Origin of the sequence: Pseudomonas sp. M2(2023) (assembly GCF_030263955.1) — a bacterium.
GTDB lineage: Bacteria > Pseudomonadota > Gammaproteobacteria > Pseudomonadales > Pseudomonadaceae > Aquipseudomonas > Aquipseudomonas asiatica.
In genome coordinates this window covers 1,191,750-1,215,601 of the sequence record NZ_CP127114.1, presented here as the reverse complement: position 1 = coordinate 1,215,601, position 23,852 = coordinate 1,191,750, and the positions used below count along the sequence as shown (strand labels likewise).

Annotated in this window: 21 protein-coding genes; 5 read left to right on the top strand and 16 right to left on the bottom strand. The window is 64.8% G+C overall.

Going from position 1 to position 23,852, the window contains the following annotated elements:
- Positions 1–57 precede the first annotated feature (57 nt).
- A complete protein-coding gene (ppc, locus tag QN085_RS05655; RefSeq protein WP_023662498.1) occupies positions 58–2,685 on the bottom strand; it encodes a phosphoenolpyruvate carboxylase in 2,628 nt (875 codons plus the stop codon).
- Between the two features lie 283 nt (positions 2,686–2,968).
- On the opposite strand from ppc, the gene QN085_RS05650 reads away from it, so the two are divergent.
- The 3 genes from QN085_RS05650 (at position 2,969) to lptF (ending at position 4,844) form a co-directional block, all read left to right on the top strand.
- Positions 2,969–3,313 (top strand): type 1 pili tip component, encoded by a 345-nt coding sequence (locus QN085_RS05650; protein ID WP_013971223.1) that lies wholly within the window; start codon positions 2,969–2,971, stop codon positions 3,311–3,313.
- Between the two features lie 275 nt (positions 3,314–3,588).
- On the top strand, positions 3,589–4,002 hold the full coding sequence (locus QN085_RS05645) for a DUF4398 domain-containing protein (protein WP_003258911.1): 414 nt from the start codon (positions 3,589–3,591) through the stop codon (positions 4,000–4,002).
- 50 nt (positions 4,003–4,052) lie between these two features.
- A complete protein-coding gene (gene lptF / locus QN085_RS05640) occupies positions 4,053–4,844 on the top strand; it encodes a lipotoxin F family OmpA-related lipoprotein LptF (protein WP_013971222.1) in 792 nt (263 codons plus the stop codon).
- Between the two features lie 161 nt (positions 4,845–5,005).
- On the opposite strand, the gene QN085_RS05635 is transcribed toward lptF, so the two are convergent.
- From QN085_RS05635 to QN085_RS05565, 15 genes are all read right to left on the bottom strand, one after another.
- Positions 5,006–5,332 carry a PA3694 family proteiin gene (locus tag QN085_RS05635; RefSeq protein ID WP_003252219.1) on the bottom strand — a complete coding sequence of 109 codons (327 nt, stop codon included), beginning with the start codon at positions 5,330–5,332 and terminating at the stop codon, positions 5,006–5,008.
- Positions 5,329–6,252, bottom strand: coding sequence for an alpha/beta hydrolase (locus QN085_RS05630; RefSeq protein WP_023661516.1), 924 nt, complete (start codon positions 6,250–6,252; stop codon positions 5,329–5,331). Before QN085_RS05630 ends, QN085_RS05635 begins: the two co-directional genes overlap by 4 nt.
- Positions 6,224–7,501, bottom strand: coding sequence for a flavohemoglobin expression-modulating QEGLA motif protein (locus QN085_RS05625; protein ID WP_013971219.1), 1,278 nt, complete (start codon positions 7,499–7,501; stop codon positions 6,224–6,226). The genes QN085_RS05630 and QN085_RS05625 overlap by 29 nt, the downstream gene beginning before the upstream one ends.
- 135 nt (positions 7,502–7,636) lie before the next feature.
- The gene (locus QN085_RS05620; protein ID WP_003258915.1) at positions 7,637–8,185 is read right to left on the bottom strand and encodes a hypothetical protein; all 549 of its coding nucleotides are present in this window, start codon (positions 8,183–8,185) and stop codon (positions 7,637–7,639) included.
- A 29-nt stretch (positions 8,186–8,214) separates the two neighbouring features.
- The gene (locus tag QN085_RS05615; RefSeq protein WP_013971218.1) at positions 8,215–8,919 is read right to left on the bottom strand and encodes a TetR/AcrR family transcriptional regulator; all 705 of its coding nucleotides are present in this window, start codon (positions 8,917–8,919) and stop codon (positions 8,215–8,217) included.
- Positions 8,920–9,124: 205 nt separating this feature from the next.
- Positions 9,125–10,627 (bottom strand): lysine--tRNA ligase, encoded by a 1,503-nt coding sequence (gene lysS / locus QN085_RS05610; protein ID WP_013971217.1) that lies wholly within the window; start codon positions 10,625–10,627, stop codon positions 9,125–9,127.
- Positions 10,628–10,719: 92 nt separating this feature from the next.
- Positions 10,720–11,815, bottom strand: a protein-coding gene (gene prfB / locus QN085_RS05605) for a peptide chain release factor 2 (protein WP_108480361.1) whose coding sequence is annotated in 2 segments (ribosomal slippage) — positions 10,720–11,742 and positions 11,744–11,815 — 1,095 coding nt in all. Because the reading frame shifts where the segments join, the coding sequence is not laid out codon by codon here.
- 111 nt (positions 11,816–11,926) lie between these two features.
- Positions 11,927–12,931, bottom strand: a complete 1,005-nt coding sequence (gene wspR / locus QN085_RS05600; RefSeq protein WP_003258607.1) for a Wsp signal transduction system regulator diguanylate cyclase WspR — start codon at positions 12,929–12,931, stop codon at positions 11,927–11,929.
- Positions 12,932–12,982: 51 nt separating this feature from the next.
- Entirely contained in the window at positions 12,983–13,996 is a 1,014-nt protein-coding gene (gene wspF, locus QN085_RS05595; RefSeq protein WP_013971215.1) for a Wsp signal transduction system protein-glutamate methylesterase WspF, read from the bottom strand.
- The gene (locus QN085_RS05590) at positions 13,993–16,290 is read right to left on the bottom strand and encodes a hybrid sensor histidine kinase/response regulator (protein WP_013971214.1); all 2,298 of its coding nucleotides are present in this window, start codon (positions 16,288–16,290) and stop codon (positions 13,993–13,995) included. Before QN085_RS05590 ends, wspF begins: the two co-directional genes overlap by 4 nt.
- Positions 16,287–16,949, bottom strand: a complete 663-nt coding sequence (locus QN085_RS05585) for a chemotaxis protein CheW (protein WP_013971213.1) — start codon at positions 16,947–16,949, stop codon at positions 16,287–16,289. The genes QN085_RS05590 and QN085_RS05585 overlap by 4 nt, the downstream gene beginning before the upstream one ends.
- Entirely contained in the window at positions 16,946–18,220 is a 1,275-nt protein-coding gene (locus QN085_RS05580) for a CheR family methyltransferase (protein ID WP_015269157.1), read from the bottom strand. The genes QN085_RS05585 and QN085_RS05580 overlap by 4 nt, the downstream gene beginning before the upstream one ends.
- Positions 18,217–18,723, bottom strand: coding sequence for a chemotaxis protein CheW (locus tag QN085_RS05575; RefSeq protein WP_013971211.1), 507 nt, complete (start codon positions 18,721–18,723; stop codon positions 18,217–18,219). The genes QN085_RS05580 and QN085_RS05575 overlap by 4 nt, the downstream gene beginning before the upstream one ends.
- Before the next feature lie 5 nt (positions 18,724–18,728).
- The gene (locus QN085_RS05570) at positions 18,729–20,351 is read right to left on the bottom strand and encodes a methyl-accepting chemotaxis protein (protein ID WP_013971210.1); all 1,623 of its coding nucleotides are present in this window, start codon (positions 20,349–20,351) and stop codon (positions 18,729–18,731) included.
- A gap of 256 nt (positions 20,352–20,607) precedes the next feature.
- Positions 20,608–21,300: a tellurite resistance TerB family protein gene (locus QN085_RS05565; protein ID WP_013971209.1), complete on the bottom strand. Its 693-nt coding sequence runs from the start codon at positions 21,298–21,300 to the stop codon at positions 20,608–20,610.
- A gap of 218 nt (positions 21,301–21,518) precedes the next feature.
- On the opposite strand from QN085_RS05565, the gene ydcS reads away from it, so the two are divergent.
- Together ydcS and QN085_RS05555 are read left to right on the top strand one after the other, a co-directional pair.
- Entirely contained in the window at positions 21,519–22,670 is a 1,152-nt protein-coding gene (ydcS, locus tag QN085_RS05560; protein WP_013971208.1) for a putative ABC transporter substrate-binding protein YdcS, read from the top strand.
- Positions 22,671–22,820: 150 nt separating this feature from the next.
- The gene (locus QN085_RS05555) at positions 22,821–23,852 is read left to right on the top strand and encodes an ABC transporter ATP-binding protein (protein ID WP_013971207.1); all 1,032 of its coding nucleotides are present in this window, start codon (positions 22,821–22,823) and stop codon (positions 23,850–23,852) included.

Below are 23,852 nucleotides of genomic sequence, written 5' to 3'. Positions count from 1 at the left end.
TCTTCGCCCACTTGCATCCCCCGCACGGCACCTGCCCTGTGCGCCCCGGGCCTACCTTCAGCCGGTATTGCGCAGGCCGGCTGCGATACCCGCCACAGTCACCAGCAAGGCCTGCTCCAACGGGCTGTCCAGAGCGGCTTCGCGGCTGCGCGAGCGGGCCAGCAACTCGGCCTGCAGGCGGTGCAACGGGTCCAGGTAGGTATTGCGCAGGCTGATGAATTCCAGCGTCTCGGGGCTGTGCGCCAGTAGCACCGGCTGCCCGGTAAGGCCCAGTACCACCTGGCACGACTGCGACAATAGGTCGCGCAGGTGCGCACCCAAAGGCAGCAGGTGAGGTTGCACTAGACGTTCGTCGTAGGCCTCGGCGATCTGCGCATCGGCCTTGGCCAGCACCATCTCGAGCATGTCGATGCGGGTGCGGAAGAACGGCCATTGCTCGCGCATCTGCGCCAGCAGTTCACCCTGGCCACGCGCCAGTGCATTGTTCAATGCCGTTTCCCAACCAAGCCAGGCTGGCAGCATCAGGCGGGTCTGGGTCCAGCCGAAAATCCACGGGATGGCCCGCAGGCTTTCGATGCCACCGGCGCGGCGCTTGGCCGGTCGGCTGCCCAGCGGCAGGCGCCCCAGTTCCTGCTCCGGGGTGGACTGGCGGAAATACTCTACAAAATCGGGGTTCTCCCGCACCACGCCGCGGTAGGCCTTGACGCCATCGGCGGCCAGTTGGTCCATCACCTCGCGCCAGGCCGGCTGCGGTGGTGGCGGTGGCAACAAGGTGGCCTCCAGCACCGCAGCCAGATACAGGTTCAGGTTCTGCTCGGCGATGCCCGGCAAACCGAACTTGAAGCGGATCATCTCGCCCTGCTCGGTGGTGCGGAAGCGCCCCGCCACCGACCCTGGTGGCTGCGACAGGATCGCTGCGTGGGCCGGGCCGCCGCCGCGGCCTACCGTGCCGCCACGGCCGTGGAACAGCAGCAATTCGACCTGGTGCTCGGCGCAGATACGCACCAGGTTTTCCTGGGCCCGGTACTGCGCCCAGGCCGCAGCCGTGGTACCAGCGTCCTTGGCCGAGTCGGAATAGCCGATCATCACTTCCTGCGGGCCGCGCAGGTTCGCACGGTAGCCTGGCAGGCCGAGCAGGCGCTGCATCACCGGGCCGGCATTGTCGAGGTCGGCCAGGGTCTCGAACAGCGGCACCACGCGCATGGGCCGAGTCAGGCCGGCCTCCTTGAGCAGCAACTGCACCGCCAGCACATCCGAGGCAGCACCGGCCATCGAGATGACGTAAGAGCCCAGCGAGGCGGCCGGCGCAGCGGCAATTTCCCGGCAGGTGGCCAGTACCTCGGCGGTATCGGCCTGCGGCTTGAAGTGCGCGGGCAGCAGTGGCCGGCGGTTTTTCAGCTCGGCCTGGAGGAACTCGATGCGCTGCTCTTCATCCCAGTCGGCATAACGCCCCAAGCCCAGGTAGTCGGTAATCTCGCTCAACGCATCACGGTGGCGAGCGGCGTCCTGGCGCACGTCCAGGCGGCCCAGGAACAGGCCAAAGGTCACGGCGCGGCGCAGGCAGTCGAGCAACGGGCCTTCGGCGATCACACCCATGCCGCAGGCGTGCAGGGACTGGTAGCACAGCTCCAGCGGCGCGATCAGGTCGCGGTTGTCCACCAGCACCTCGGCGCTGGCCGGCTGGCTGCTGGTCAATGCCGAATGCGCCCACGCGCGCGTTGCTCGCAGGCGATCGCGCAGTTGCTTGAGCAGGGAGCGGTAGGGTTCGGCACTGTCGCCGACCTGCTCACGCAGCGCATCGTCCGCCTGCTGCATGGACAACTCGGAAGCCAGCGCATCGATGTCGCGCAGGAACAGGTCGGCAGCCATCCAGCGCGCCAGCAGCAGGACTTCGCGGGTGACCGCTGCGGTCACGTTGGGGTTGCCATCACGGTCACCGCCCATCCACGAGGCGAAGCGGATCGGCGCCGCTTCCAGCGGCAGGCGCAGGCCGGTAGCCTCCAGCAGGGCCTTGTCGACCTTGCGCAAGTGGCTGGGAATGGCGTGCCACAGCGAATGCTCGATTACCGCAAAGCCCCACTTGGCTTCATCTACCGGCGTCGGTCGGGTGCGGCGGATTTCTTCGGTGTGCCAGGCCTCGGCGATCAGCCGGCGAAGGCGCTCGCGCACCTGCTGGCGCTCCCCCGGGGTCAGGTCGCGGTGGTCCTGGGCAGCCAGTTGGCCGGCGATGGCGTCGTACTTCTGGATCAGGGTGCGGCGGGCCACTTCGGTGGGGTGCGCAGTGAGCACCAGCTGGATGTCGAGCTTGGCCAATTGCCGGGCCAGGGCATCATTGCTGTGCCCGGCCTGCTTCAGGCGCGCCAGCAACTCGGGCAGCACCCGGGCCTCGAACGGCTCGGGGTGGTCGGCGTCGCGGCGGCGGATCAACTGGTACTGCTCGGCCATGTTGGCCAGGTTGAGGAACTGGTTGAAGGCCCTGGCCACGGGCAGCAAGTCTTCATCGGCCAGGTCCGCCAGGGTCGAGCTCAGTTGCTCGCCGGCGCTACGGCGGTCGGCCTTGGCACTGTGACGGATGTCTTCGATCTTCTGCAGGAACGCCTCGCCATGCTGCAGGCGAATGGTATCGCCAAGCAGTTCACCCAACACATGGACATCTTCACGCAAACGCACATCGATATCGGTCATTGGCCCTCTCTCCGGCGCGGCTCTGGCGCATTGCATCCCTTTTTCAGCCCTTACGCGATCCCCTGTGGGAGCGGGTTCACCCGCGAAGCATCCAGCGCGGTGCCTGGCACCGGCTGCGCCGGTGTTCGCGGGTGAACCCGCTCCCACAGGGGGGCTCGGTATTCGCTCCAAGAGTGCCCACAGCCAGGCGCCGATGGCAAGCCGTGATCGGCCAAAGCAAACTAAAGTGAAAGCACGACACTCCCATGCATTGCAGCCCTTTCAGGCGTCAACAGAGGTCAGCATGAAAATCCGTGAACTCGCCCAGCACTGGGAACAGAATGCCGCCGGCACCCTCAGCCCCACGGGCCATGTCCTGCATCTGGACCTTGAGTCCGAAGCGCGCCTGGCCGCGCTGATCGACATGTACCCCAAGCGCACCGCCGAGGAACTGCTCGGTGAGCTCGTCGCGGCAGCCCTCGAGGAACTGGAAGCCAGCTTCCCCTATGTGCAAGGCCGCCAGGTCATTGCCACCGACGAGGAAGGCGACCCGCTGTACGAGGACATCGGCCCTACTCCGCGCTTTCTGTCACTGTCGCGACAGCATCTGCACGCCCTGAGCAACCCAGCAGCCGACAGCGAGAAGTAACCGGCCGCCCCCGCTCCGGGCCTGGCAAAGGCCCGGAATACCGCTACGCCCCGCGAAAGTTCCAGGCGAATCGCACTGACCGATTAGTCAGAAATAGTTATCCGCTCAAGATGATTTTTTCTGAACTATCCGAAAAACGCGTCAGTCACAGCCAATAGCCATCACGCTAAAACCCTGCACACCTGCCGTTGTGCACCGTTGAGCTGAAGCGCGTGCACGTGTCAGGGAACGAGCGATGGACTGCTACGGACAACGTCGTAAACAGGAGTGATCCAATGGAACTGACCACCAAGAACACCCGCATCTACAAACCCTCATCCACTCATGTGCGCGGGTTCAAGCTGGCAGCGCTGGCCTTGGGCAGCAGCCTGGTCCTGGCCGGCTGTGCGGGCAACCCGCCCACCGAGCAGTATGCAGTCACCCAGTCCGCCGTGAACTCGGCCGTCAGCGCTGGCGGCACCGAGTTCGCCGCCGTGGAAATGAAAGCGGCCCAGGACAAGTTCAAGCAGGCCGAGATCGCCATGCATGACAAGAAGTACGACGACGCCAGGCGCCTGGCCGAACAGGCCGAATGGGACGCCCGCCTCGCCGAACGCAAGGCCCAGGCGGCCAAGGCCCAGAAGGCCGTGCAGGATGCCCGCCAGGGCGTTCAGGACGTACGTGAGGAAGGCCTGCGCAGCGCTCAGTGAGCCCTGCCCTGCCCACCTCGGTCTTCGCACACGATCAAAGGATGAACACTATGCGCAACTACGTCATGATTCCCGCCCTGCTGGCCCTGAGCGTCGGCCTTGCCGCCTGCTCGCACGACCCTAACGCCAACCTCGAATCGGCCCGCACCAACTTCTCCTCGCTGCAGAGCGACCCGCAATCGAGCAAGGTTGCGGCGCTGGAGACCAAGGACGCACAGGACTGGCTGAACAAGGCCGACAAGGCCTACATGGACCGTGAAGACGAGAAGAAGGTCGACCAATTGGCCTACCTGACCAACCAGCGCGTCGAAGTGGCCAAGCAGACCATCGCCCTGCGCACTGCCGAAAGCGAACTGAAAAACGCTTCAGCCCAGCGCGCCCAGGCCAAGCTTGACGCACGCGACGCACAGATCGCCAAGCTGCAGGACAGCCTCAACGCCAAGCAGACCGACCGCGGCACGCTGGTCACCTTCGGAGACGTGCTGTTCGACTTCAACAAGGCCGAACTAAAGAGCAACGCCTACCCGAACGTCACCAAGCTGGCGCAATTCCTCCAGGAAAACCCGGAACGCAAGGTGATCGTCGAGGGTTACACCGACAGCGTCGGCTCGGCCAACTACAACCAGGGCCTGTCAGAGCGCCGCGCCAACAGCGTACGCATGGCACTGGTACGTGCCGGCGTCGACCCAGCGCGCATCGTCGCCCAGGGCTATGGCAAGGAGTACCCGGTCGCGGACAACTCGAGCAATTCGGGGCGTGCGCAGAACCGCCGGGTGGAGGTGACCATCTCCAACGACAACCAGCCGGTGGCACCTCGCTCTGTGAGCCAGGTACAGCGGTAAGGCTGGCTAGCTGAACTGACAAGCCCCGCGATCGAAGCGGGGCTTTCTTTTGCCTGTTCCGACCCTTTCGCGGCTGAAGCCGCTCCCACAGGGACTGGCGCGGTCCCTGTAGGAGCGGCTTTAGCCGCGAAAGGGCCAGCACAGGCAGCAGAGATAATGGCTCACTGCACCTGCTGCGGCGTTTCCTCGCCCATGCAACGCACAGCACGCTTGCGGTTGTCCACCAGCACCCCGGTCAGGCCTTTCTGCTGGGTATCGAACAGCACCAACACGCCGTCGACGCACTGAGCCACTTGTGGCGCCGGGTCCAGCGAGACCTTGTAGTCCTCGCCGGGGATGGTCTTGAGCATGGTGAAGTCCTGCAGCAACAGGGCATCTTCGGGCTTGGCGAAATGCAGGTAACCGTAGTACCACAAGGCCCCCACCGTCACGATGATGCTGCCGACACCGGTCAGGATCAGCGGGATGGCGTTGCGTTCTTCACTCATTGCTTGTTCTTCTCGTCAGGGTAATTGGGCACTTCGGCCAGCCGCCGCAGGCCGTTGAAATGGCTGGGGTCGTCGAGGAAACGCAGCATCACCTGGCGCCAGGTCGGGTCGGCGAAGGTCTGCACGTGGCCACCACGGGTCAGTTGCAGCACCCGCGGCGCTGGCGCGTGCTGGTACAGGCGGATGCCGTTGTCCATCGGCACCAGGGTATCGTCGATGCTGTGGAAGAACAGCTTGGGCGGGCTGCTCAGCTGCTCGATCGAGCGGATCGCGCTGTCACCGTCCGGCACCAGCCACGACAGCGGCACCTGCAGCGGCCAGGTAATCCACGAGGTGCTGAGGGCAAAGCGCCCGACCGCACGGTAACTGGCCGGCACACCGTCGAATACCAAAGCACTGAAACGCTGGCGCTGCTCCGGGTGGGCCGCCAGGTAGTGAATGGCCATGGCCCCGCCAAGGCTCTGCCCCAGCAGCACCAGCGGCTTGCCCTTGACTTCGGGCGCCTGCTCCAGCCAGGCCATGGCCGCGGCGATGTCCTGGTACACCTCGGGCAGGCTCGGCTCGCCCTGGGACAGGCCATAGCCGCGGTAATCGATCATCAAAACCTGGTAGCCCTGCTCCGGCAGCCAGTAGCTGCCGCCCAGGTGCCCAGGCAGGTTGCCGCCATTGCCATGCAGGTGCAGCACCGTGCCCTTGACCTCCACCCCGGCCTTGGCCGGCAACCACCAGCCGTGCAGGCGGATACCATCAGCAGTGATCAAGGTGACATCGCGGTACTCGAGCCTGGCCCGCTCGGGCGTGAACGGCTGGCCGCGCTCGGGATAGAACAGCAGGCTGCTGCAACCGCACAGGCCCAGCAGGATCAAACCCAGGGCCAGCAGGCGGCAGCACTCAGAGAATGTTCGCGTAATCGGCTTCAATACGGTCCAGGCTCAGGTGGTTGAGGAAGTTGGAGAAGCACATCCAGGCCGACAGCGCATTGAGGTCGCGGAACTGCTCGGGCAGATACTTGGGCGGCTCGACCAGGCCTTCCTCGACCAGCTGTCGCAGGGTACGCATGTCTTCCAGGGTGGTCTTGCCACAGAACAGCAACGGGATCTGTTCGAGCTTGCCCTTCTTCACGGCCAACTGAATGTAGTTGTAAACCATGATGAAGCCTTTGAGGTAGGACAAGTCCTTGGTAAATGGCAGGCCATTGGGCACCGACCCGCGGAACACACGGCTGGCGTTGCTGTAGCTCTGCGCCATCTCGAACCCCTGCTCGCGGAAGAAGTTGTAGATCTGCATGAAATCGGCACCCTCCTCGACCATGTGGATGGCGCGGGTGCGGTTGGTGAGCTTGCGCAGGCGGCTGGGGTAGGAGGCGAAGGCGATCACCTCCATGAGGATGGCCAGGCCTTCCTGGGTGACCGTCGACGAGGGCGGGCCCTTGGCCAGGAAGGTACAGATCGGCTGGTTCAGGCCGTTGAGCGTGGTGCCGACATGCACCAGCCCTTCGTGCACCTCCAGGGCGCGCACGTCACGGGAGTTGAACATGGCGTCGGCACGCACCTTGATGTAGTCGGCCCCGGCCGCGGCATCGGCGACGATACCGTCGGACTCGAACACACGGATGGTCTCCTCGGCCTCGCCGAATACCTTGTTCAACCGGTGCTGGAGGATTTCCACGGCTTCCTTGGCAGTGAGGTTCTTCGGCTCGTCCTTGAGGTCGCCACGGCCATCGATGTTGTTCAGGTAGTCCGACAGCATCAGGCCAAGGTCGGCCAAGGTCGGATCACCAGCGTGGAAGGCATCCGAGGCAGCGCCGTACAGTTCCTGGGAGATCAGCCCGAAATCCTCGGTGCCACGCGCTTCGAGCATGCGCACCACCATGCGGTATTCGCGGCACATGCGCTTCATGATCTGCCCGACCGGGTTGAACTGGCCGAGCTGGCGAATGATGTCGCGCTCGATGCCCTGAAACTCGGCCTTTACCGCGCTGGAATCGAACGCCAGCGGGCGCGACTGGTAGTAGGCACGGTCGACAGCCGGCGGCTCCTTGCCCTTGGCCTTGAGGAACCCCTGGCGGATGTTGTCGTCCCACTTCACCGCGTCCAGAACCCGGATCGGGGTCTGCGCCGCAACGATGCGGTCGGACAGGGCACGGATGGTTTGCTGGTATTCGTCCACCGGGGACTCCTTTCTAGTACAAGAAACCTGTACCGGCCTCTTCGCGGCTAAAGCCGCTCCCACAGGTACTGCATCAGGCTCGAAACCGGTGCGGTCCCTGTGGGAGCGGCTTTAGCCGCGAAGAAGCCAGCACGGTCATTTGCCGGAGCGCTGGAACCGTGCCACTTCAACGAACAGGTCGGAGTTGGCCGGGTCGTCCAGGTACGCCAGCACCCGCGCCGACGGGCTGTCGATCAGCACGCCGTCGCCGTTGTCTTCCGGCACTTCGGTGCTGCGCCCGGTCAGCTCCTTCTTGTCCACCGCCTGCTGCACCTGCTCGACATCCAGGTTGTAGACCACCAGTTCCTTGCCATCGACGATATCGAAACCGCCGATCAGGAAGTTGCCACCCAGGCGCTTCGGCACGCCAGCCGACAGGTACCAGCGGTTACCGTGGCGCGACACGGTGAACACGTATTCCTCAGGGGCCTTGCCCTTGGCCGTGGCCACCGCCTTGTAGGCATCACCGCCGCTACGGCTGATCACCAGCTTCAGCGGCTCGCCCCAGGCGTCCTTGCTGCTCCACTTGCCCAGCAGGGCCTTGGGCGCCGCCTGGTTGCTCGGCAACGGCTCGTGGAAGGTCACCAGACAACCGCCCAGCAGCAGGAATGACAAAGTCAACAACACCACACGCCAGGCTTTCATCAGGTTCTCCTTGAAAAGTCGGTCTCGGCTCAGGCCGATGCCAGCACCAGCTGCAGGTATCGGCTAAGCATAGCGAGCATCTGCCCATCGGCTTGCGCGTTCGCATCCTTGAGCAGGCCCTGATATTCCATCTGCTCGATAATCGCCGTCAACATTTGGGCGTCCTGTTCCGGTTGCTGCGAGCCCACCACCTGCAGCAATTGGCGGGTGCCATGCAGCAGGATCTGGTCATGGGCGCACACCAGTTGAGCCAGGCGCGGGCACAGCAGCGCCTCCTGGCGGAAGGCCTGCTCGGCCATCAGGAAATCGCGGCGATTCAGCAGTTGTCGCTGCACGTAGTCGGCAGTCATGCGTGCTACCTCGTCAGCCAACCGCGCCCGCGCCTGCGGGCTGCCGTCACCCTGGGCCAGCAACTGGCGCAACACCACCTCGGTATTGGCCCACAGCTTGGCCATGTAGGCGGCGCTGCGTTCGACGTACTGCGCGAAGGTATCGGTCAGCAGGTCCTCGATATCCTTGAAGTAGTAGGTGGTGGCCGACAATGGCACACCGGCCTCGGCGGCGACGGCGCGATGGCGCACACCGCGTACGCCATCGCGCACGACAATGCGCATGGCGGCGTCGAGGATCAGTTGGCGGCGCTGCTCGCTGCCCTGCCGGGCAGTCTTGCGGCCTTGGTATTGCACGCTTTCGGCGACGGCGGTGGCGATGCCGGCGGCGCCCTGTTGAGGCATTGCGGGTGTCACGGGGGGTACCTCATGGACAGTGTTTCGTCAGTGCCGGCCTCTTCGCGGCTAAAGCCGCTCCCACAGGGACCGCACCAGCCTGAGGGTAGTGGGATCCCTGTGGGAGCGGCTTTAGCCGCGAAGAGGCCGGTACTGACAACATAAAGCTTCAGGCAAGAAAAAGCCGCCTCGAAAGGCGGCTCATTCAATTCACTCAGGCCTGCGGACGCATGTGCGGGAACAGGATCACGTCGCGGATCGACGGCGAGTTGGTCAGCAGCATCACCAGGCGGTCGATACCGATACCTTCACCTGCAGTCGGCGGCATGCCGTACTCCAGTGCGCGAACGAAGTCGGCGTCGTAGTGCATGGCTTCGTCGTCACCGGCGTCCTTCTCGGCCACCTGGGCCAGGAAGCGCTCGGCCTGGTCTTCGGCATCGTTGAGCTCGGAGTAGGCGTTGGCGATCTCGCGGCCACCGATGAACAGCTCGAAACGGTCGGTAACAGCCGGGTTGTCGTCGTTGCGACGGGCCAGCGGCGATACTTCGAACGGGTACTCGGTGATGAAGTGCGGCTGCTCCAGCTTGTGCTCGACCAGCTCTTCGAAAATCATCACCTGCAGCTTGCCCAGGCCTTCGTGGCCCAGCACCTTGGCACCGGCCTTTTTGGCGATGTCGCGGGCGCGGTCGACGTCCTGCAGGTCGGCAGCGGTCAGCTCCGGGTTGTACTTGAGGATCGAGTCGAATACCGACAGGCGGGCGAACGGCTCGCCGAAGTGGAACACCTTGTCGCCATACGGCACGTCGGTAGTGCCCAGTACCAGCTGCGCCAGCTCGCGGAACAGTTCCTCGGTGAGGTCCATGTTGTCGCGATAGTCGGCGTAGGCCTGGTAGAACTCGAGCATGGTGAATTCAGGGTTGTGACGAGTCGAAACGCCTTCGTTACGGAAGTTGCGGTTGATCTCGAACACCTTCTCGAAGCCACCAACCACCAGGCGCTTGAGGTACAGCTCCGGCGCGATGCGCAGGAACATGGCCATGTCCAGGGCGTTGTGGTGGGTTTCGAACGGCTTGGCCGCGGCACCGCCCGGGATGGTTTGCAGCATCGGCGTCTCGACTTCGAGGAAGTCGCGCTCGATGAGGAACTTGCGGATGTGCGAGATCACCTGCGAACGCACACGGAAGGTGTGGCGGGTTTCTTCATTGACCATCAGGTCGACGTAACGCTGGCGGTAGCGCTGCTCGGTGTCGGTCAGGCCGTGGTGCTTGTCGGGCAGCGGGCGCAGCGACTTGGTCAGCAGGCGCACGTTGGTCATTTCGACGTACAGGTCGCCCTTGCCGGAACGGGCCAGGGTACCTTCGGCGCTGATGATGTCGCCCAGGTCCCAGGTCTTGACCGCGGCCAGGGTTTCTTCCGGCAGGGTCTTGCGGTTGACGTAGACCTGGATACGGCCGGTCATGTCCTGAATGACCATGAACGAGCCGCGGTTGAGCATGATGCGGCCGGCAACCTTGACCGGAATCGCTGCAGCTTCCAGTTCTTCCTTGGTCTTGTCCGCATACTGCTTCTGCAGGTCGTTGCAGTAGCTGTCGCGACGGAAGTCATTGGGGAAGGCATTGCCCTTGGCGCGCTCGGCGGCAAGCTTTTCCTTGCGCAGGGCGATCAGGGCGTTTTCTTCCTGTTGCAGGTCTTGCGCTTCGGTCTTGAGGTCGCTCATTTCGTCATTCTTTCCATCAGGTGTTCGGTGCCCCTTTCGGGCAGGGCACGCGGTACCGGCCCATGCCAGGTACCGCGGCGGTTGTGTGCGATTTACAGCCCTTGCTTGAGGCTCGCTTCCAGGTACTGGTCGAGGTCGCCGTCCAATACCTTCTGGCAGTCGCTGCGCTCTACACCGGTACGCAGGTCCTTGATACGCGAGTCATCCAGCACGTAGGAGCGGATCTGGTGGCCCCAGCCGATGTCCGACTTGCTATCTTCCAGCGCCTGCGAGGCGGCGTTGCGCTTCTGCATTTCCAGCTCGTACAACTTGGCCCGCAGCATTTTCATGGCGGTGTCCTTGTTGGCGTGCTGGGAGCGTTCGTTCTGGCAGGCCACCACGGTGTTGGTCGGTACGTGGGTAATACGCACCGCCGAGTCGGTGGTGTTCACGTGCTGACCACCGGCACCGGAGGAACGATAGGTGTCGATACGCAGGTCGGCCGGGTTGATCTCGATCTCGACCTTGTCGTCGATCTCGGGCGACACGAACACCGCCGAGAACGAGGTGTGGCGACGGGCACCGGAGTCGAACGGGCTCTTGCGCACCAGGCGATGCACGCCGATCTCGGTGCGCAGCCAGCCGAAGGCATACTCGCCCTTGATATGCACGGTGGCGCCCTTGATGCCGGCGACTTCACCTTCGGAAAGCTCGATGATGGTGGCATCGAAACCACGCTTGTCGGCCCAGCGCAGGTACATGCGCAGCAGGATGTTGGCCCAGTCCTGCGCCTCGGTACCACCGGAGCCGGCCTGGATATCCAGGTAGGCGTTGTTCATGTCCATTTCGCCGCTGAACATGCGACGGAACTCGAGTTGGGCCAGTTTTTCTTCCAGGCCTTCCAGCTCGGTCACGACGTCGCCGACGGCGCCTTCGTCATTTTCCTCGACGGCCATGTCGAGCAGGTCCTGGCAGTCCGCCAGGCCGCCGGACAGCTTGTCCAGGGTCTCGACAACCTGTGCCAGCATGGCACGCTCGCGGCCCAGGGCCTGGGCGTACTCGGGCTTGTTCCAGACGTTGGGGTCTTCCAGCTCGCGGTTGACTTCGATCAGGCGGTCATGCTTGTGATCGTAGTCAAAGATACCCCCGAATGGACTGGGAACGCTCGGTGAGGTCCTTGATGGTGTTCAGGATCGGTTGGATTTCCATGGGCTGGCTACTCGCACGAATTCGGTGAAAAGCCTGCGAGTATAACCGAGTCCGCCGCAGGGCGGCAGACCCGCCGGGCGCCGAATGGCCGCAATTACCGTGCAGGCCCTGTCAGGCGATGCCAACCTGGTTGCGCCCGCCATTCTTGGCCTGGTACAGGCCTTTGTCCGCAGCCGAGATCAGTTGCCGGCTATGGCTGCCGATGGACGGAGTCTGGGTGGCAAGGCCAATGCTCACGGTCAGATACGAGTCGGGCACCGGCGCGGTGTGCGGGATGCCCAGGCCGAGCACGGTCTGGCGCAGCTTCTCGGCCACCAGGCGTGCCCCACCCGGCGAGGTGTTGGGCAATACCAGGACGAATTCCTCGCCGCCATAGCGCGCCGGCAGGTCGGTCGGCCGCGAGCACGAGCCGCGGATCGCCTCGGCCACCTGGCGCAAGGCCTCGTCACCGGCCAGGTGGCCAAAGCTGTCGTTGTAGGCCTTGAAGTAATCCACGTCGATCATCAGCAGCGACAACTGCTGCTGCTCACGCATGGCCCGGCGCCATTCCAGTTCCAGGTACTCGTCGAAATGGCGGCGGTTGGACAACCCGGTCAGGCCATCGGAGTTCATCAGCCGCTGCAGCATCAGGTTGGTATCGAGCAGTTGCTGCTGGCTGACGCGCAAAGCACGGTAGGCCTCGTCGCGCTGCAACAGGGTAAGGTAGGAACGCGAGTGATAGCGGATGCGCGCCACCAGCTCGATGGTATCCGGCAACTTGACCAGGTAATCGTTGGCCCCGGCAGCAAAGGCTGCGCTCTTGACCAGCGGGTCCTCCTTGGTCGACAGGACGATGATCGGGATATCCTGGGTCGCCGGGTTGTTGCGGTATTCACGCACCAGGGTCAGCCCGTCCAGGCCAGGCATGATCAGGTCCTGGAGGATCACCGTAGGCTTGATTCGCACGGCCTGGGCCACTGCCTGGTGCGGATCGGCGCAGAAGTGGAAGTCGATGTTCTCTTCGTTGGCCAGGCCACGCCGCACCGCCTCGCCGATCATGGCCTGGTCGTCGACCAGCAGCACCATCGCCGAGTTCTCGTTGGGGGTCGTGAAACCTTCGATCGGTAAATCATTCATACCTGTTCACCCGATCACTGCCGGCCTGGCGGCGTGATTCAATACACTTCGTCATTTTGCGAAAAATTCCATCAAGCGCCCGGCTATGCGTTCCAGCGGGCGGATCTCCACTGCGGCATCGATGGCCGCAGCGGCCTTGGGCATCCCGTATACCGCGCTGCTGGCCTGGTCCTGGGCAATGGTCAGGAAACCCTGCTGGCGCATCAGCTTCAGGCCCTGGGCACCATCGCGGCCCATGCCGGTAAGCAACACACCCACCGCATCGCCGGTCCAATAGCGCGCCACACTCTCGAAGAACACATCGATCGAGGGCCGGTAGATTTCATTGACAGGTTCGGCAGTGTAGGCCAGTTGGCCGTTCTGTAGCAGGCGGATGTGGTGATTGGTGCCGGCCAGCAATACCTGCCCCGGCTGTGGTGGCTCGCCCTCACGGGCCAGGCGCACCGGCAAGCCGGCGGCGCTGCTGAGCCATTCTGCCATGCCCGCGGCAAATACCTGGTCCACATGCTGGACCAGCACGATGGCCGCCGGAAACGCCGCCGGCAGGCCCTTGAGCAGTACTTCGAGGGCCGCCGGGCCGCCAGCGGACGAACCGATCGCGACCAGCCCGCGGTGCTGTGACGCCGCCCGCACGGGTGCGGCGACCGGGCGTGCGGCCGGTGCGCGCTGCTGACCAATCAACCAGCTTATGTTGAGGATCTTGCGCAGCAGTGGCGCTGCCGCTTCACGCGGATCGCCCGCCCCCAGCGCCGGCGTGTCGACCACGTCGAGGGCGCCGTGGCCCATGGCCTCGAATACCCGGTGCACGTTCTGCTTGCGATCGACCGTGACGATGACGATGGCGCAAGGGGTTTCGGCCATGATCCGCCTGGTGGCCTCGACGCCATCCATGACCGGCATGATCAGGTCCATGAGGATCAGGTCTGGCTGCTGCTCGGTGCAGCGCTGCACCGCCTCGGCGCCATTACTGGCCACCCACACCACCTGGTGCGCCGGTTCGAGGGCAACCGCCCGGCGCAGCGCCTCGACGGCCATGGGCATGTCGTTGACGATGGCGATCTTCATCCCTGAGCACCTCCGATCAGCTCAACCACAGCATCCAGCAACGCATCGTCATGGAAACTGGCCTTTGCCAAATAGTAGTCGGCGCCGGCATCCAGGCCCCGCCGTCGGTCTTCCTCACGGTCCTTGTAGGACACCACCATCACCGGCAGCGATTGCAGGCGCTGGTCGCGGCGTACCAGGGTGACCAGCTCGATGCCGTCCATGCGTGGCATGTCGATGTCAGTGATCAGCAGGTCGAAGTCCTCGCCACGCAAGGCATTCCAGCCGTCCATGCCATCCACCGCAACGGCCACGTCGTAGCCACGGTTGCCGAGCAGCTTGCGCTGCAGTTCACGCACGGTCAGCGAATCATCGACCACCAGGATGCGCTGGCGCGCCACGCCACGGGTGCCGCTGCTGCCGCGGTCAATGCGTTCCAGGCTGCCAGTGCTGAGCAGCTTCTCCACCGAACGCAGCAGGTCCTCCACATCGACGATCAGCACCACCGAGCCGTCGTCGAGCAGGGCGCCGGAAGAGATGTCCTGCACCTTGCCCAGCCGTGGGTCGAGCGGCATCACCACCAGCACCCGCTCGCCCATCAGTCGCTCCACGGCTACCCCGTACAGCTGCTCGCGCTCGCGGATCACCACCACGCGCAGGTTGCTCTCCTGCGTTTGCCCGGCCGGGCGATTGAGCAGTTGGCTGGCCGCGACCAGGCCTATGTGCCGGCCTTCGTGCCAGAAATGCTGGCGCCCCTCGATCTGCACGATCTCTTCGGCACTTACTTCGAGCGTGCGTTCGATATGAGCGAGCGGGAAGGCATAGGCCTCGCCACCCACCTCGACCACCAGGCTGCGCACAACCGACAAGGTCAGTGGCACCTGCAAATGGAAACGGCAGCCCTGCCCGGCCAGCTGGGTCAGCTCTATCGAACCGCGCAGCTCCCGGATCATGTGCTGCACCGCATCCAGGCCGACACCGCGCCCAGACACCTCGGTGACTTTGTCGCGCAGGCTGAAACCGGGCAGGAACAGGAATGTCAGCAACTCTTCCTCGCTCATGCGCGCCACCGTGTCAGCGGGCGACAGGGCGCGCTCGACAATGCTGCTGCGCAGGCGTTCGAGGTCGATGCCGGCACCGTCGTCAATCAGTTCCAGGCTGAGCATACCGGCCTGGTGCGAGGCCCGCAGGCGGATCACGCCCTCCTCCGCCTTGCCCGCCAGCAGGCGCCGCTCGGGCAGCTCGATGCCGTGGTCGACCGCGTTGCGCAACAGGTGGGTCAACGGTGCCTCGAGCTTTTCCAGCACATCACGGTCGACCTGGGTCTTCTCCCCTTCCACCAGCAGCCGCACCGGCTTGCCCAGCGAACGGCCAAGGTCGCGCACCATGCGGCTCTGGCCGGTCAGCACATCGGCAAACGGCCGCATCCGGCAGGCCAGCGCGGTGTCGTACAGCAATTGTGCGCGCTGGCTGGCCTGCCAGCCGAACTCGTCCAGGTCGGCAGCCTGCTGCTGCAGGATCTGCTGGGTTTCCGCCAGCAGGCGCTGGGTCTGTGCCAGGGCCTCGAGCACCTCGCTGCTCTGGCCACTGTCCTCCAGTTGCATGCGCAGGCCATCAAGCGCTTGCATGCCCTGGCCGTGCATGCGCTTGAGGCGCTGCAGGGTGGCCAGGTAAGGCTTGAGCCGCTGGGTTTCCACCAGCGACTTGCTGGACAGGTCGAGCAGGCTGTTGAGGCGATCGGCGGTGACCCGCAGCACCCGCTCCGTACCTTCGCCGGTGCGCTTGCCGGCCTTGCGACGCGGGGCCAGCTCGGGCTCAGGCTCCAAGGGTTCGACGGGCAGCGGCAACGGTTTGGCTTGCACGGTTTGCGCCGGCGCTTCCGGCAGCGCTGGCACGGCTGGCGGCGCGGGGGGCAAGGCTGCCGCCCCCGGGTCGAGCAGGTTGGCCATTTGCGCAAGGAACACCGGCAGGGTCGCCTGCGCCCCGGCATCGCCAGGCGTGGCGATGCGCATCAACAGGTCGGTGCCCTGCAACAGGGCATCGATATGCTCGGCGCTCAGCCGCAGGCGACCCTCCTGGGCTGCCACCAGGCAGTCCTCCATGACATGGGCGACACTGACGCCAGCGTCCACTCCGACGATCCGCGCCGCGCCCTTCAGCGAGTGGGCCGCGCGCATGCAAGCCTCGAGCTGGTCGGCCTGCGTGGGATTACGCTCCAGCGCCATCAGGCCGGCACTGAGCACCTGGGTCTGCGCCTCGGCCTCCAGGCTGAACAGTTCGAGCAACGATGCGTCGCGCATTTGCTCTGGGGTCATGACAGGCTCCGCTGCACGGCAGACAGTAAATGTTGATCGTCCAGCACCCGCACGCTGCGGCCACGCCATTGCAGGACCGCTGCGGTGAAGTGGGAGGCGTCCTGCCCGCTGTTCAGCAGCAGCGGGTCGAGCCGGTGAATGCCGTCGATTTCCTCGACCGCCATCACCACCGGCCCGCCCTCCGCGGCCAGGATCAGCATGCGTGGCATCGCCCGGCCGCCACGTTGCTCGGCAGCGCTGGCCTGCACACCCAGCAAGTCAGCCAGTGACAGGCACGGCACCAGCGCACCACGTACGTTGGCCACCCCCTGCAGCACCCGCGAGCGCTGGTGCGGCAGCGAATGCACCGCCTGCAGCGGGGCAATTTCGGCCAGGCAGGCGGTGGGCAGCGCCAGCCATTCTTCGCCAAGGCGGAACAGCAGCATGGAGCGGCCGGTGTTTTCCTCCACCGGCGCAGCCACGGCTGCCTGGTGGTCCTGCATAAGTGCGTAGCGGTCGAGCAGGCGTGTGGCCGCTGCGGCATATACCTCGCAGTTGCGACAGTGAACATGACGCTCCAGCAATGGGCACTGCTTGTCGCCGTGCACGCCAATACGGTTCCAGCAGTCATCGACGTGCGTGTCAGCCTCGGCGAGCAATTGCATCGCGGATTCCTTCATCGTTCAGACTCCCGGCCAACCCGCGCGGCGCGCTCCTGCAGGCGCCGGGCACCGGCCAGGTCACCCTGGGCTGCCAGCAAGGCAGCCAGGTGTACCAGCGCCTCGGAGTGCTGCGGTTCCAGGTACAGGGCTTTGCGATAGTGGGTCAGAGCCTGCTGCGCATCGCCTTCGGTGTCGCTGAGCAGCCCCAGCCAGTAGTAAACCTGCGCCGAAGGCGCGAACTGGCCCAGGTAGCGCTGGCATTCGGCACGGGCCTGCTCGCTGGCACCGGCGTTGGCAAGCCGGGCAATGCTGGCCAGCAACTCAGTTGCATCCTCGCGTTTGTGCTCGCGCGCCGGTGCTGGCTTGGCGGCAAAGGGGAGCACCCGCAATGGGCGCGGCAACGCTGCGCTCGGTAACGGAGAGCCTGGCTTGGCAGGTGCTGGCGACGTGCGCCGCAAGGGCTGGACCGGGGGCGTAGCCAGCGCAGCGCTACCGCCCTCCTGGCGCACGTAGGCGAACGACTGGGCAATCCCCAGCGGGCGCATGCCCAACCGCGCCAGCAAGCTGCCTTCGGCGGGGCCGATGAACAGCACGCCTTGTGGATGCAGCAAGCGCTTGAGCACTTCGAACACCCGTTGCTGGGTCGGCACGTCGAAATAGATCAGCAGGTTGCGGCAGAACACGAAGTCGTACAGGCCATCGCGGCTGGCCAGCGCCGGGTCGAGTACGTTGCCCACCTGCAGGCTGACTTGGTCACGCACCCGCTCATGCAGGAGGTGGCCTTCGTCGAGCGCATCGAAGTAACGCTCGCGAAAGCCCAGGTTACTGCCACGGAAGGCATTGCGCCCGTACACGGCCTGCCCGGCCTTGGCCACGGAACTGGGGCTGATGTCCATGCCGTCGATCATGAACGCCCCCGGCGCGATACCGGCATCGAGCAAGGCCATGGCCAGCGAATAGGGCTCCTCGCCGGTCGAGCAAGGCAGGCTGAGCAAGCGCAGCGGGCGCGCCCCGGCCAGCTCGGCCAGGCGCTTGTGCGCCAGGCTGGCCAAGGCGGTGAAGGATTCGGGGTAACGGAAGAACCAGGTTTCCGGGACGATGACCGCTTCGATCAGCGCCTGTTGCTCATCCGTCGACTGCTGCAGATGCAGCCAGTAATCATCCAGGTCCGCGGCGTCCACGGCCACGCAACGCTGGCGCAGCGCACGCTCGACCATGGGCGCGCCCACCGACTCCACGTCCAGGCCTATGCGCTCGCGCAAGTAGCGGAAGAAATGCTGTTCGTTCATGTCGGCATCCCTGTCGGATCACCCGCATACAGCAACTCGTGCACGGCATCGGGGAGCAGGTCGTTGACTTCGATGCGCTGCAACAAGCCCTGCTCATCCTGACGCACCGGGCCCAGGTACGGGGCCTCGCCACTGTCCACGCCATACGGCTGGAACTCGTCGGGGTGGCAACGCAGGGTTTCGGTGGCCTGCTCCAGTATCAGGCCAAGCTGCAGGCCGACTCGGTAGTGCACCAGAACCAGGCGGGTACTGGTGCGCTGCGCTGCCGGCTGGCCGAAGCTCAATGCCGCCAGGTCGACCACTGGTACCAACAGGCCTCGGTGCGCAAGGATGCCTGCGACCCAGGCAGGTGCCTTGGCGATCGGTTTCAGCGGCTGGCGCGGCAGCACCTCGATCACCTCGTGCACGCTCAGGGCAAAGCGTTGCTCCCGAATGCGAAACTGCAGGTACAACGCCCCCTTGGCGTTGCCCGTCCGCGCGGCGCGCGGTTGCAAGTCGTTCATCGCGGTCAGACTTTGAAGCGCGATACGCCGCCACGCAGGCCAGCGGCCACCTGGCTCAGCTCATCGATGGCGAAACTGGCCTGGCGCAGCGACTCGACTGTCTGGGTGCTGGCATCGCTGAGCTGGGCCAGCGCCTGGTTGATCTGCTCGGCACCGGTGGCCTGGGCCTGCATGCCTTCGTTGACCATAAGCACGCGCGGCGCCAGAGCCTGCACCTGGTGGATGATCTGGCTGAGCTGTTCGCCCACCTGCTGCACCTCGAACATGCCGCGGCGCACTTCTTCGGAAAACTTGTCCATGCCCATGACCCCGGCCGACACCGCCGACTGGATCTCGCGCACCATCTGCTCGATGTCGTAGGTGGCAACGGCGGTCTGGTCGGCCAGGCGGCGCACTTCGGTGGCCACCACGGCAAAGCCGCGGCCGTACTCGCCGGCCTTTTCCGCTTCGATGGCAGCATTGAGCGACAGCAAGTTGGTCTGGTCGGCAACCTTGACGATGGTCACCACCATCTGGGTGATGTTGCTGGCCTTTTCGTTGAGGATGCCCAGCTTGGCGTTGACCAGGTCGGCGGCGCCCATCACCTGGTGCATGGTTTCTTCCATGCGTGCCAGGCCCTGTTGGCCGGAGCCGGCCAGGCTGGAGGCCTGGTCGGCGGCCGAGGTGACTTCGGTCATGGTACGCACCAGGTCACGCGAGGTGGCGGCGATTTCCCGCGAGGTGGCGCCGATTTCGGTGGTGGTGGCAGCCGTTTCGGTGGCGGTGGCCTGCTGTTGCTTGGAGGTTGCGGCAATTTCGGTCACCGAGGTGGTCACCTGCACCGACGAACGCTGGGCTTGGGCCACCAGGTTGGCCAGGGCCTCGGCCATTTCGTTGAAGCCGCTTTCGATGGCGCCGAACTCGTCCTTGCGGTCCAGGCTCAGGCGCATGCTCAGGTCGCCGGAGCGCAGTTTGTCGAGGGCATGGACAATGCGTTGCATGGGCGCGGTGATGGCGCGCATCAGCAACAGGCCGCAGATACCGGCGGCGATGATCGCCAGCAGCAGCGAAACCATCATGCTGCCCTTGGCGGTGCTCACGGCACCGACAATCTCGTTGGTGTCGGCGTCAGCAGCGGCACGGTTGTGCTCGATCACTTCGTTCAGAAGCTTGCGGCCGTCCACCCAGGCCGGGGTCAGCACATCGGTGATCAACCGCTGGGCTTCGGCATAGTCGTGCTTTCGGTAGGCTTCCAGCACCTGCTCGATGATCTTGAGGTAGGCAACCTCCATCTGGATGAAGGCATCGAACCGCGCCTGGTCGTCATCATCCTGAATGGTGCCCTGGTAGCTGGCCATGTGCTCTTTCAGGCGGTCCTGGAAGCTCTTGAACAGTTCCGCATCGGCCGAGGTGAATTCACGCTGGTTGGACAGGCCTACCAACTGCTGGCTAGCCACGTAACCGTCGACCCAGGCACTGCGGATCATCGAGCTGTAGTAGAGGCCGGGAATGCTGTCGGTCCCCACTGCCTGTTCGGCGGATGCGATGGTCACCAACCGCGAGTAGGCGGCCACGATCATCAGCAGCATGATGGCGATGATCACGGCGAAACTTGCCAGGATCCGTTGGCGCAAGGTCCAGTTCTTCACATTCAGCCCTCAGGAATTCACAACGAGCGGGAAAAATCGCCGAAGTATAGCCCAGGCGCCCAGTGCTCATGCGGCTGAAATGTGGGGTGACCAGGTAACCTTGCCGACAGACCGGTCATTTGTGCCCAACGCCATTGGGGCCGCTGTGCGGCCCATCGCCGGCAAGCCAGGCTCCCACCTCGACCGCATGACCTCAGGTCATGTGTGATCCATGTGGGACCCGGCTTGCCGGCGATGGGCTGCAACGCAGCCCCCATCACTGGCCGGCGGCAAGCCTTGCCTGGCTTTCCAGCTCCTGGCGCAGGGCCGGGTCCAGGCGCAGCTGGCGGGCCAGTTCGTCCAGGTAGGCGCGCTCCATGAAGTTTTCCTGGTCGACCATCATCACGCTGGCCAGGTACATCTCGGCGGCCATTTCCGGCGTTTGCGCGGCACGGGCCACTTCGGCCGGATCCAGCGGCTTGTTCAGCTCGGCATGCAGCCAGTGCTGCAACTCGCGGTCGTTGTCCAGGCGGGTGAATTCACCCTCGATCAGCGCACGCTCGCGTTCGTCGATATGGCCATCGGACTTGGCCGCCGCCACCAGCGCCCGCAGTACCGCCTGGCTGTGCAGCTCGGCCTGGGCCGGCGGCAGGCGGTCGACGGTCTGTGGCTCGGTGGCGGCCACCTGCTGGCGCGCCTGCCAGTTGCCGTAGGCCTTGTAGGCCAGCACACCGAGCGCGGCCAGGCCGCCATAGGTGAGGGCCTTGCCGCCATATTTGCGGGCTTTCTTGTTGCCCAGCAGCAAACCCATGGCACCCGCTGCCAGGGCACCACCACCGGCACCGGAAAGCAGGCTGCCAAGGCCGCCGGCACTGGCGCCTGGCTTGCCAGAGCTGCCCTTGCCGGCCTGGCTGGCGAGCAAGTCCTGGCCGGACTTGAGCAACTGGTCGAGCAATCCCCGGGTGTTCATCAAACGGTCTCCACGTTGGCCAAGGGAACCGTCAGGTTAAGCCCTGCCCGCTCGATCGCCATGGGGGGATTTGCTTCCGGATGTTGCATTGGCTGGCAAAAAGCCAACTAGACTCGATATCGCCAATACCGCGCGTAAACCGCACTACGCCTATAACGCTCGCTTCACGGCTTGCTTGATGACTGCCCCGACCAAAATCTCCAAGAAGAGGGAACACCATGTCAGTGCACAAGACCGCATTGCTCGGCGCAACCGCCTGCGCCGTGCTGGCCAGCGCCAGCCTGCAGGCTGCCGAACCGCCCAAGGCCCTGGGGCCCGGCGAGGGCCGCCTGGACATCGTCGCCTGGCCCGGCTACATCGAGCGCGGTGAAAGCGATAAGGCCTACGACTGGGTGACCGGCTTCGAGAAGGAAACCGGCTGCAAGGTCAGCGTCAAGACCGCCGCCACCTCGGACGAAATGGTCAGCCTGATGACCAAGGGCGGCTACGACCTGGTCACCGCCTCGGGAGATGCCTCGCTGCGGCTGATCGCGGGCAAGCGGGTACAGCCGATCAACACCGACTTGATCCCCAACTGGAAGAACATCGACCCACGGCTGCAGAACGGTGGCTGGTACGTGGTCGACAAGCGGGTCTACGGCACCCCGTACCAATGGGGCCCGAACGTGCTGCTGTACAACACCGACGTGTTCAAGCAGGCGCCCACCACCTGGGGTGTGCTGTTCGAGCCGCAGAACCTGCCCGACGGCAAGCCGAACAAGGGCCGCGTGCAGGCCTACGATGGGCCGATCTACATCGCCGATGCGGCGTTGTACCTGAAGACGGCCAAACCGGAACTGGGCATCCAGGACCCGTACGAGCTGAGCGAAACACAATACAAGGCCGTGCTGGAACTGCTGCGCCAGCAACAACCGCTGATCCACCGCTACTGGCATGACGCCACGGTGCAGATGAGCGACGTGAAGAACGAAGGCGTGGTTGCCTCCAGCTCCTGGGGCTACATGGTCAATGGCCTCAAAGCCGAAAAGCAGCCCGTGGCCTCGACCATTCCCAAGGAAGGCGCGACCGGCTGGGCCGACACCACCATGCTGCACAGCGAGGCCAAGCACCCCAACTGTGCCTACAAATGGATGGACTGGTCGCTGCAGCCGAAAGTACAGGGTGACGTGGCGGCCTGGTTCGGTTCGTTGCCGGCGGTGCCGGCGGCCTGCACCGGCAACGAGCTGCTGGGGGCCGAGGGCTGCAAGACCAACGGTTTCGACAACTTCGACAAGATCGCCTTCTGGAAAACCCCGCAGGCCCAGGGCGGCAAGTTCGTGCCGTATAGCCGCTGGACCCAGGATTACATTGCGATCATGGGCGGGCGCTGAGGTTGCCTGAATGCCTGTGCCGGCCTCTTCGCGGGTGAACCCGCTCCCACAGGTAGAGCACCACCCTTACAGGCGGTGATGAACCTGTAGGAGCGGGTTCACCCGCGAAGAGGCAGGCACAGGAGTAAGCCAGTTGTCCGGAGCACACGCATGCCCCTAGCCGTCCAGTTCACCCACGTTTCCCGCACCTTCGGCGAGGTCAAGGCCGTCGACCAGGTCAGCATCGACATCATCGATGGCGAATTCTTCTCCATGCTCGGCCCCTCTGGCTCGGGCAAGACCACCTGCCTGCGCCTGATCGCCGGCTTCGAGCAACCCACAAGCGGTTCGATCCGCATCCACGGTGTCGAGGCTGCGGGCGTACCGCCCTACCAGCGCGACGTCAACACCGTATTCCAGGACTACGCCCTGTTCCCGCACATGAACGTACTGGACAACATCGCCTACGGCCTGAAGGTAAAAGGCGTTGCCAAGGCCGAACGCCACAGCCGCGCCGAAGAAGCCCTGGCGATGGTGGCCCTGGCCGGCTACGGCGCGCGCAAGCCGGCGCAGTTGTCCGGTGGCCAGCGCCAGCGCGTGGCCCTGGCCCGCGCGCTGGTCAATCGGCCACGAGTACTGCTGCTGGACGAGCCGCTTGGCGCGCTGGACCTGAAGTTGCGCGAACAGATGCAGGGCGAGCTGAAAAAGCTGCAGCGCCAGCTGGGCATCACCTTCATCTTCGTCACCCACGACCAGACCGAGGCGCTGTCGATGTCCGATCGCGTCGCAGTGTTCAACCGCGGCCGTATCGAGCAGGTCGACACCCCGCGCAACCTGTACATGCAGCCGGCCACCACCTTCGTAGCCGAGTTCGTCGGCACCTCCAACGTTGTGCGCGGCGAACTGGCCACCTTGCTCAATGGCAGCCCGGCGCCCTTCTCCATTCGCCCCGAACACATCCGCCTCGGCGACCCGGCCACAGCCGGCCAGCACGTCCAGGTCAGCGGCCAGCTGCGCGATATCCAGTACCAGGGCAGTGCCACCCGCTACGAGCTGCAACTGGACAGCGGCCAGTTGCTGGCGGTGAGCCAGGCCAACGACCGCTGGCAGGCCCAGGCACAGGCCTGGCAACCCGGGCAACGAGTACAGGCGCACTGGCCCCGCGAAGCCATGACGGTGCTGCAGGAAACGGAGGGCCGCTGA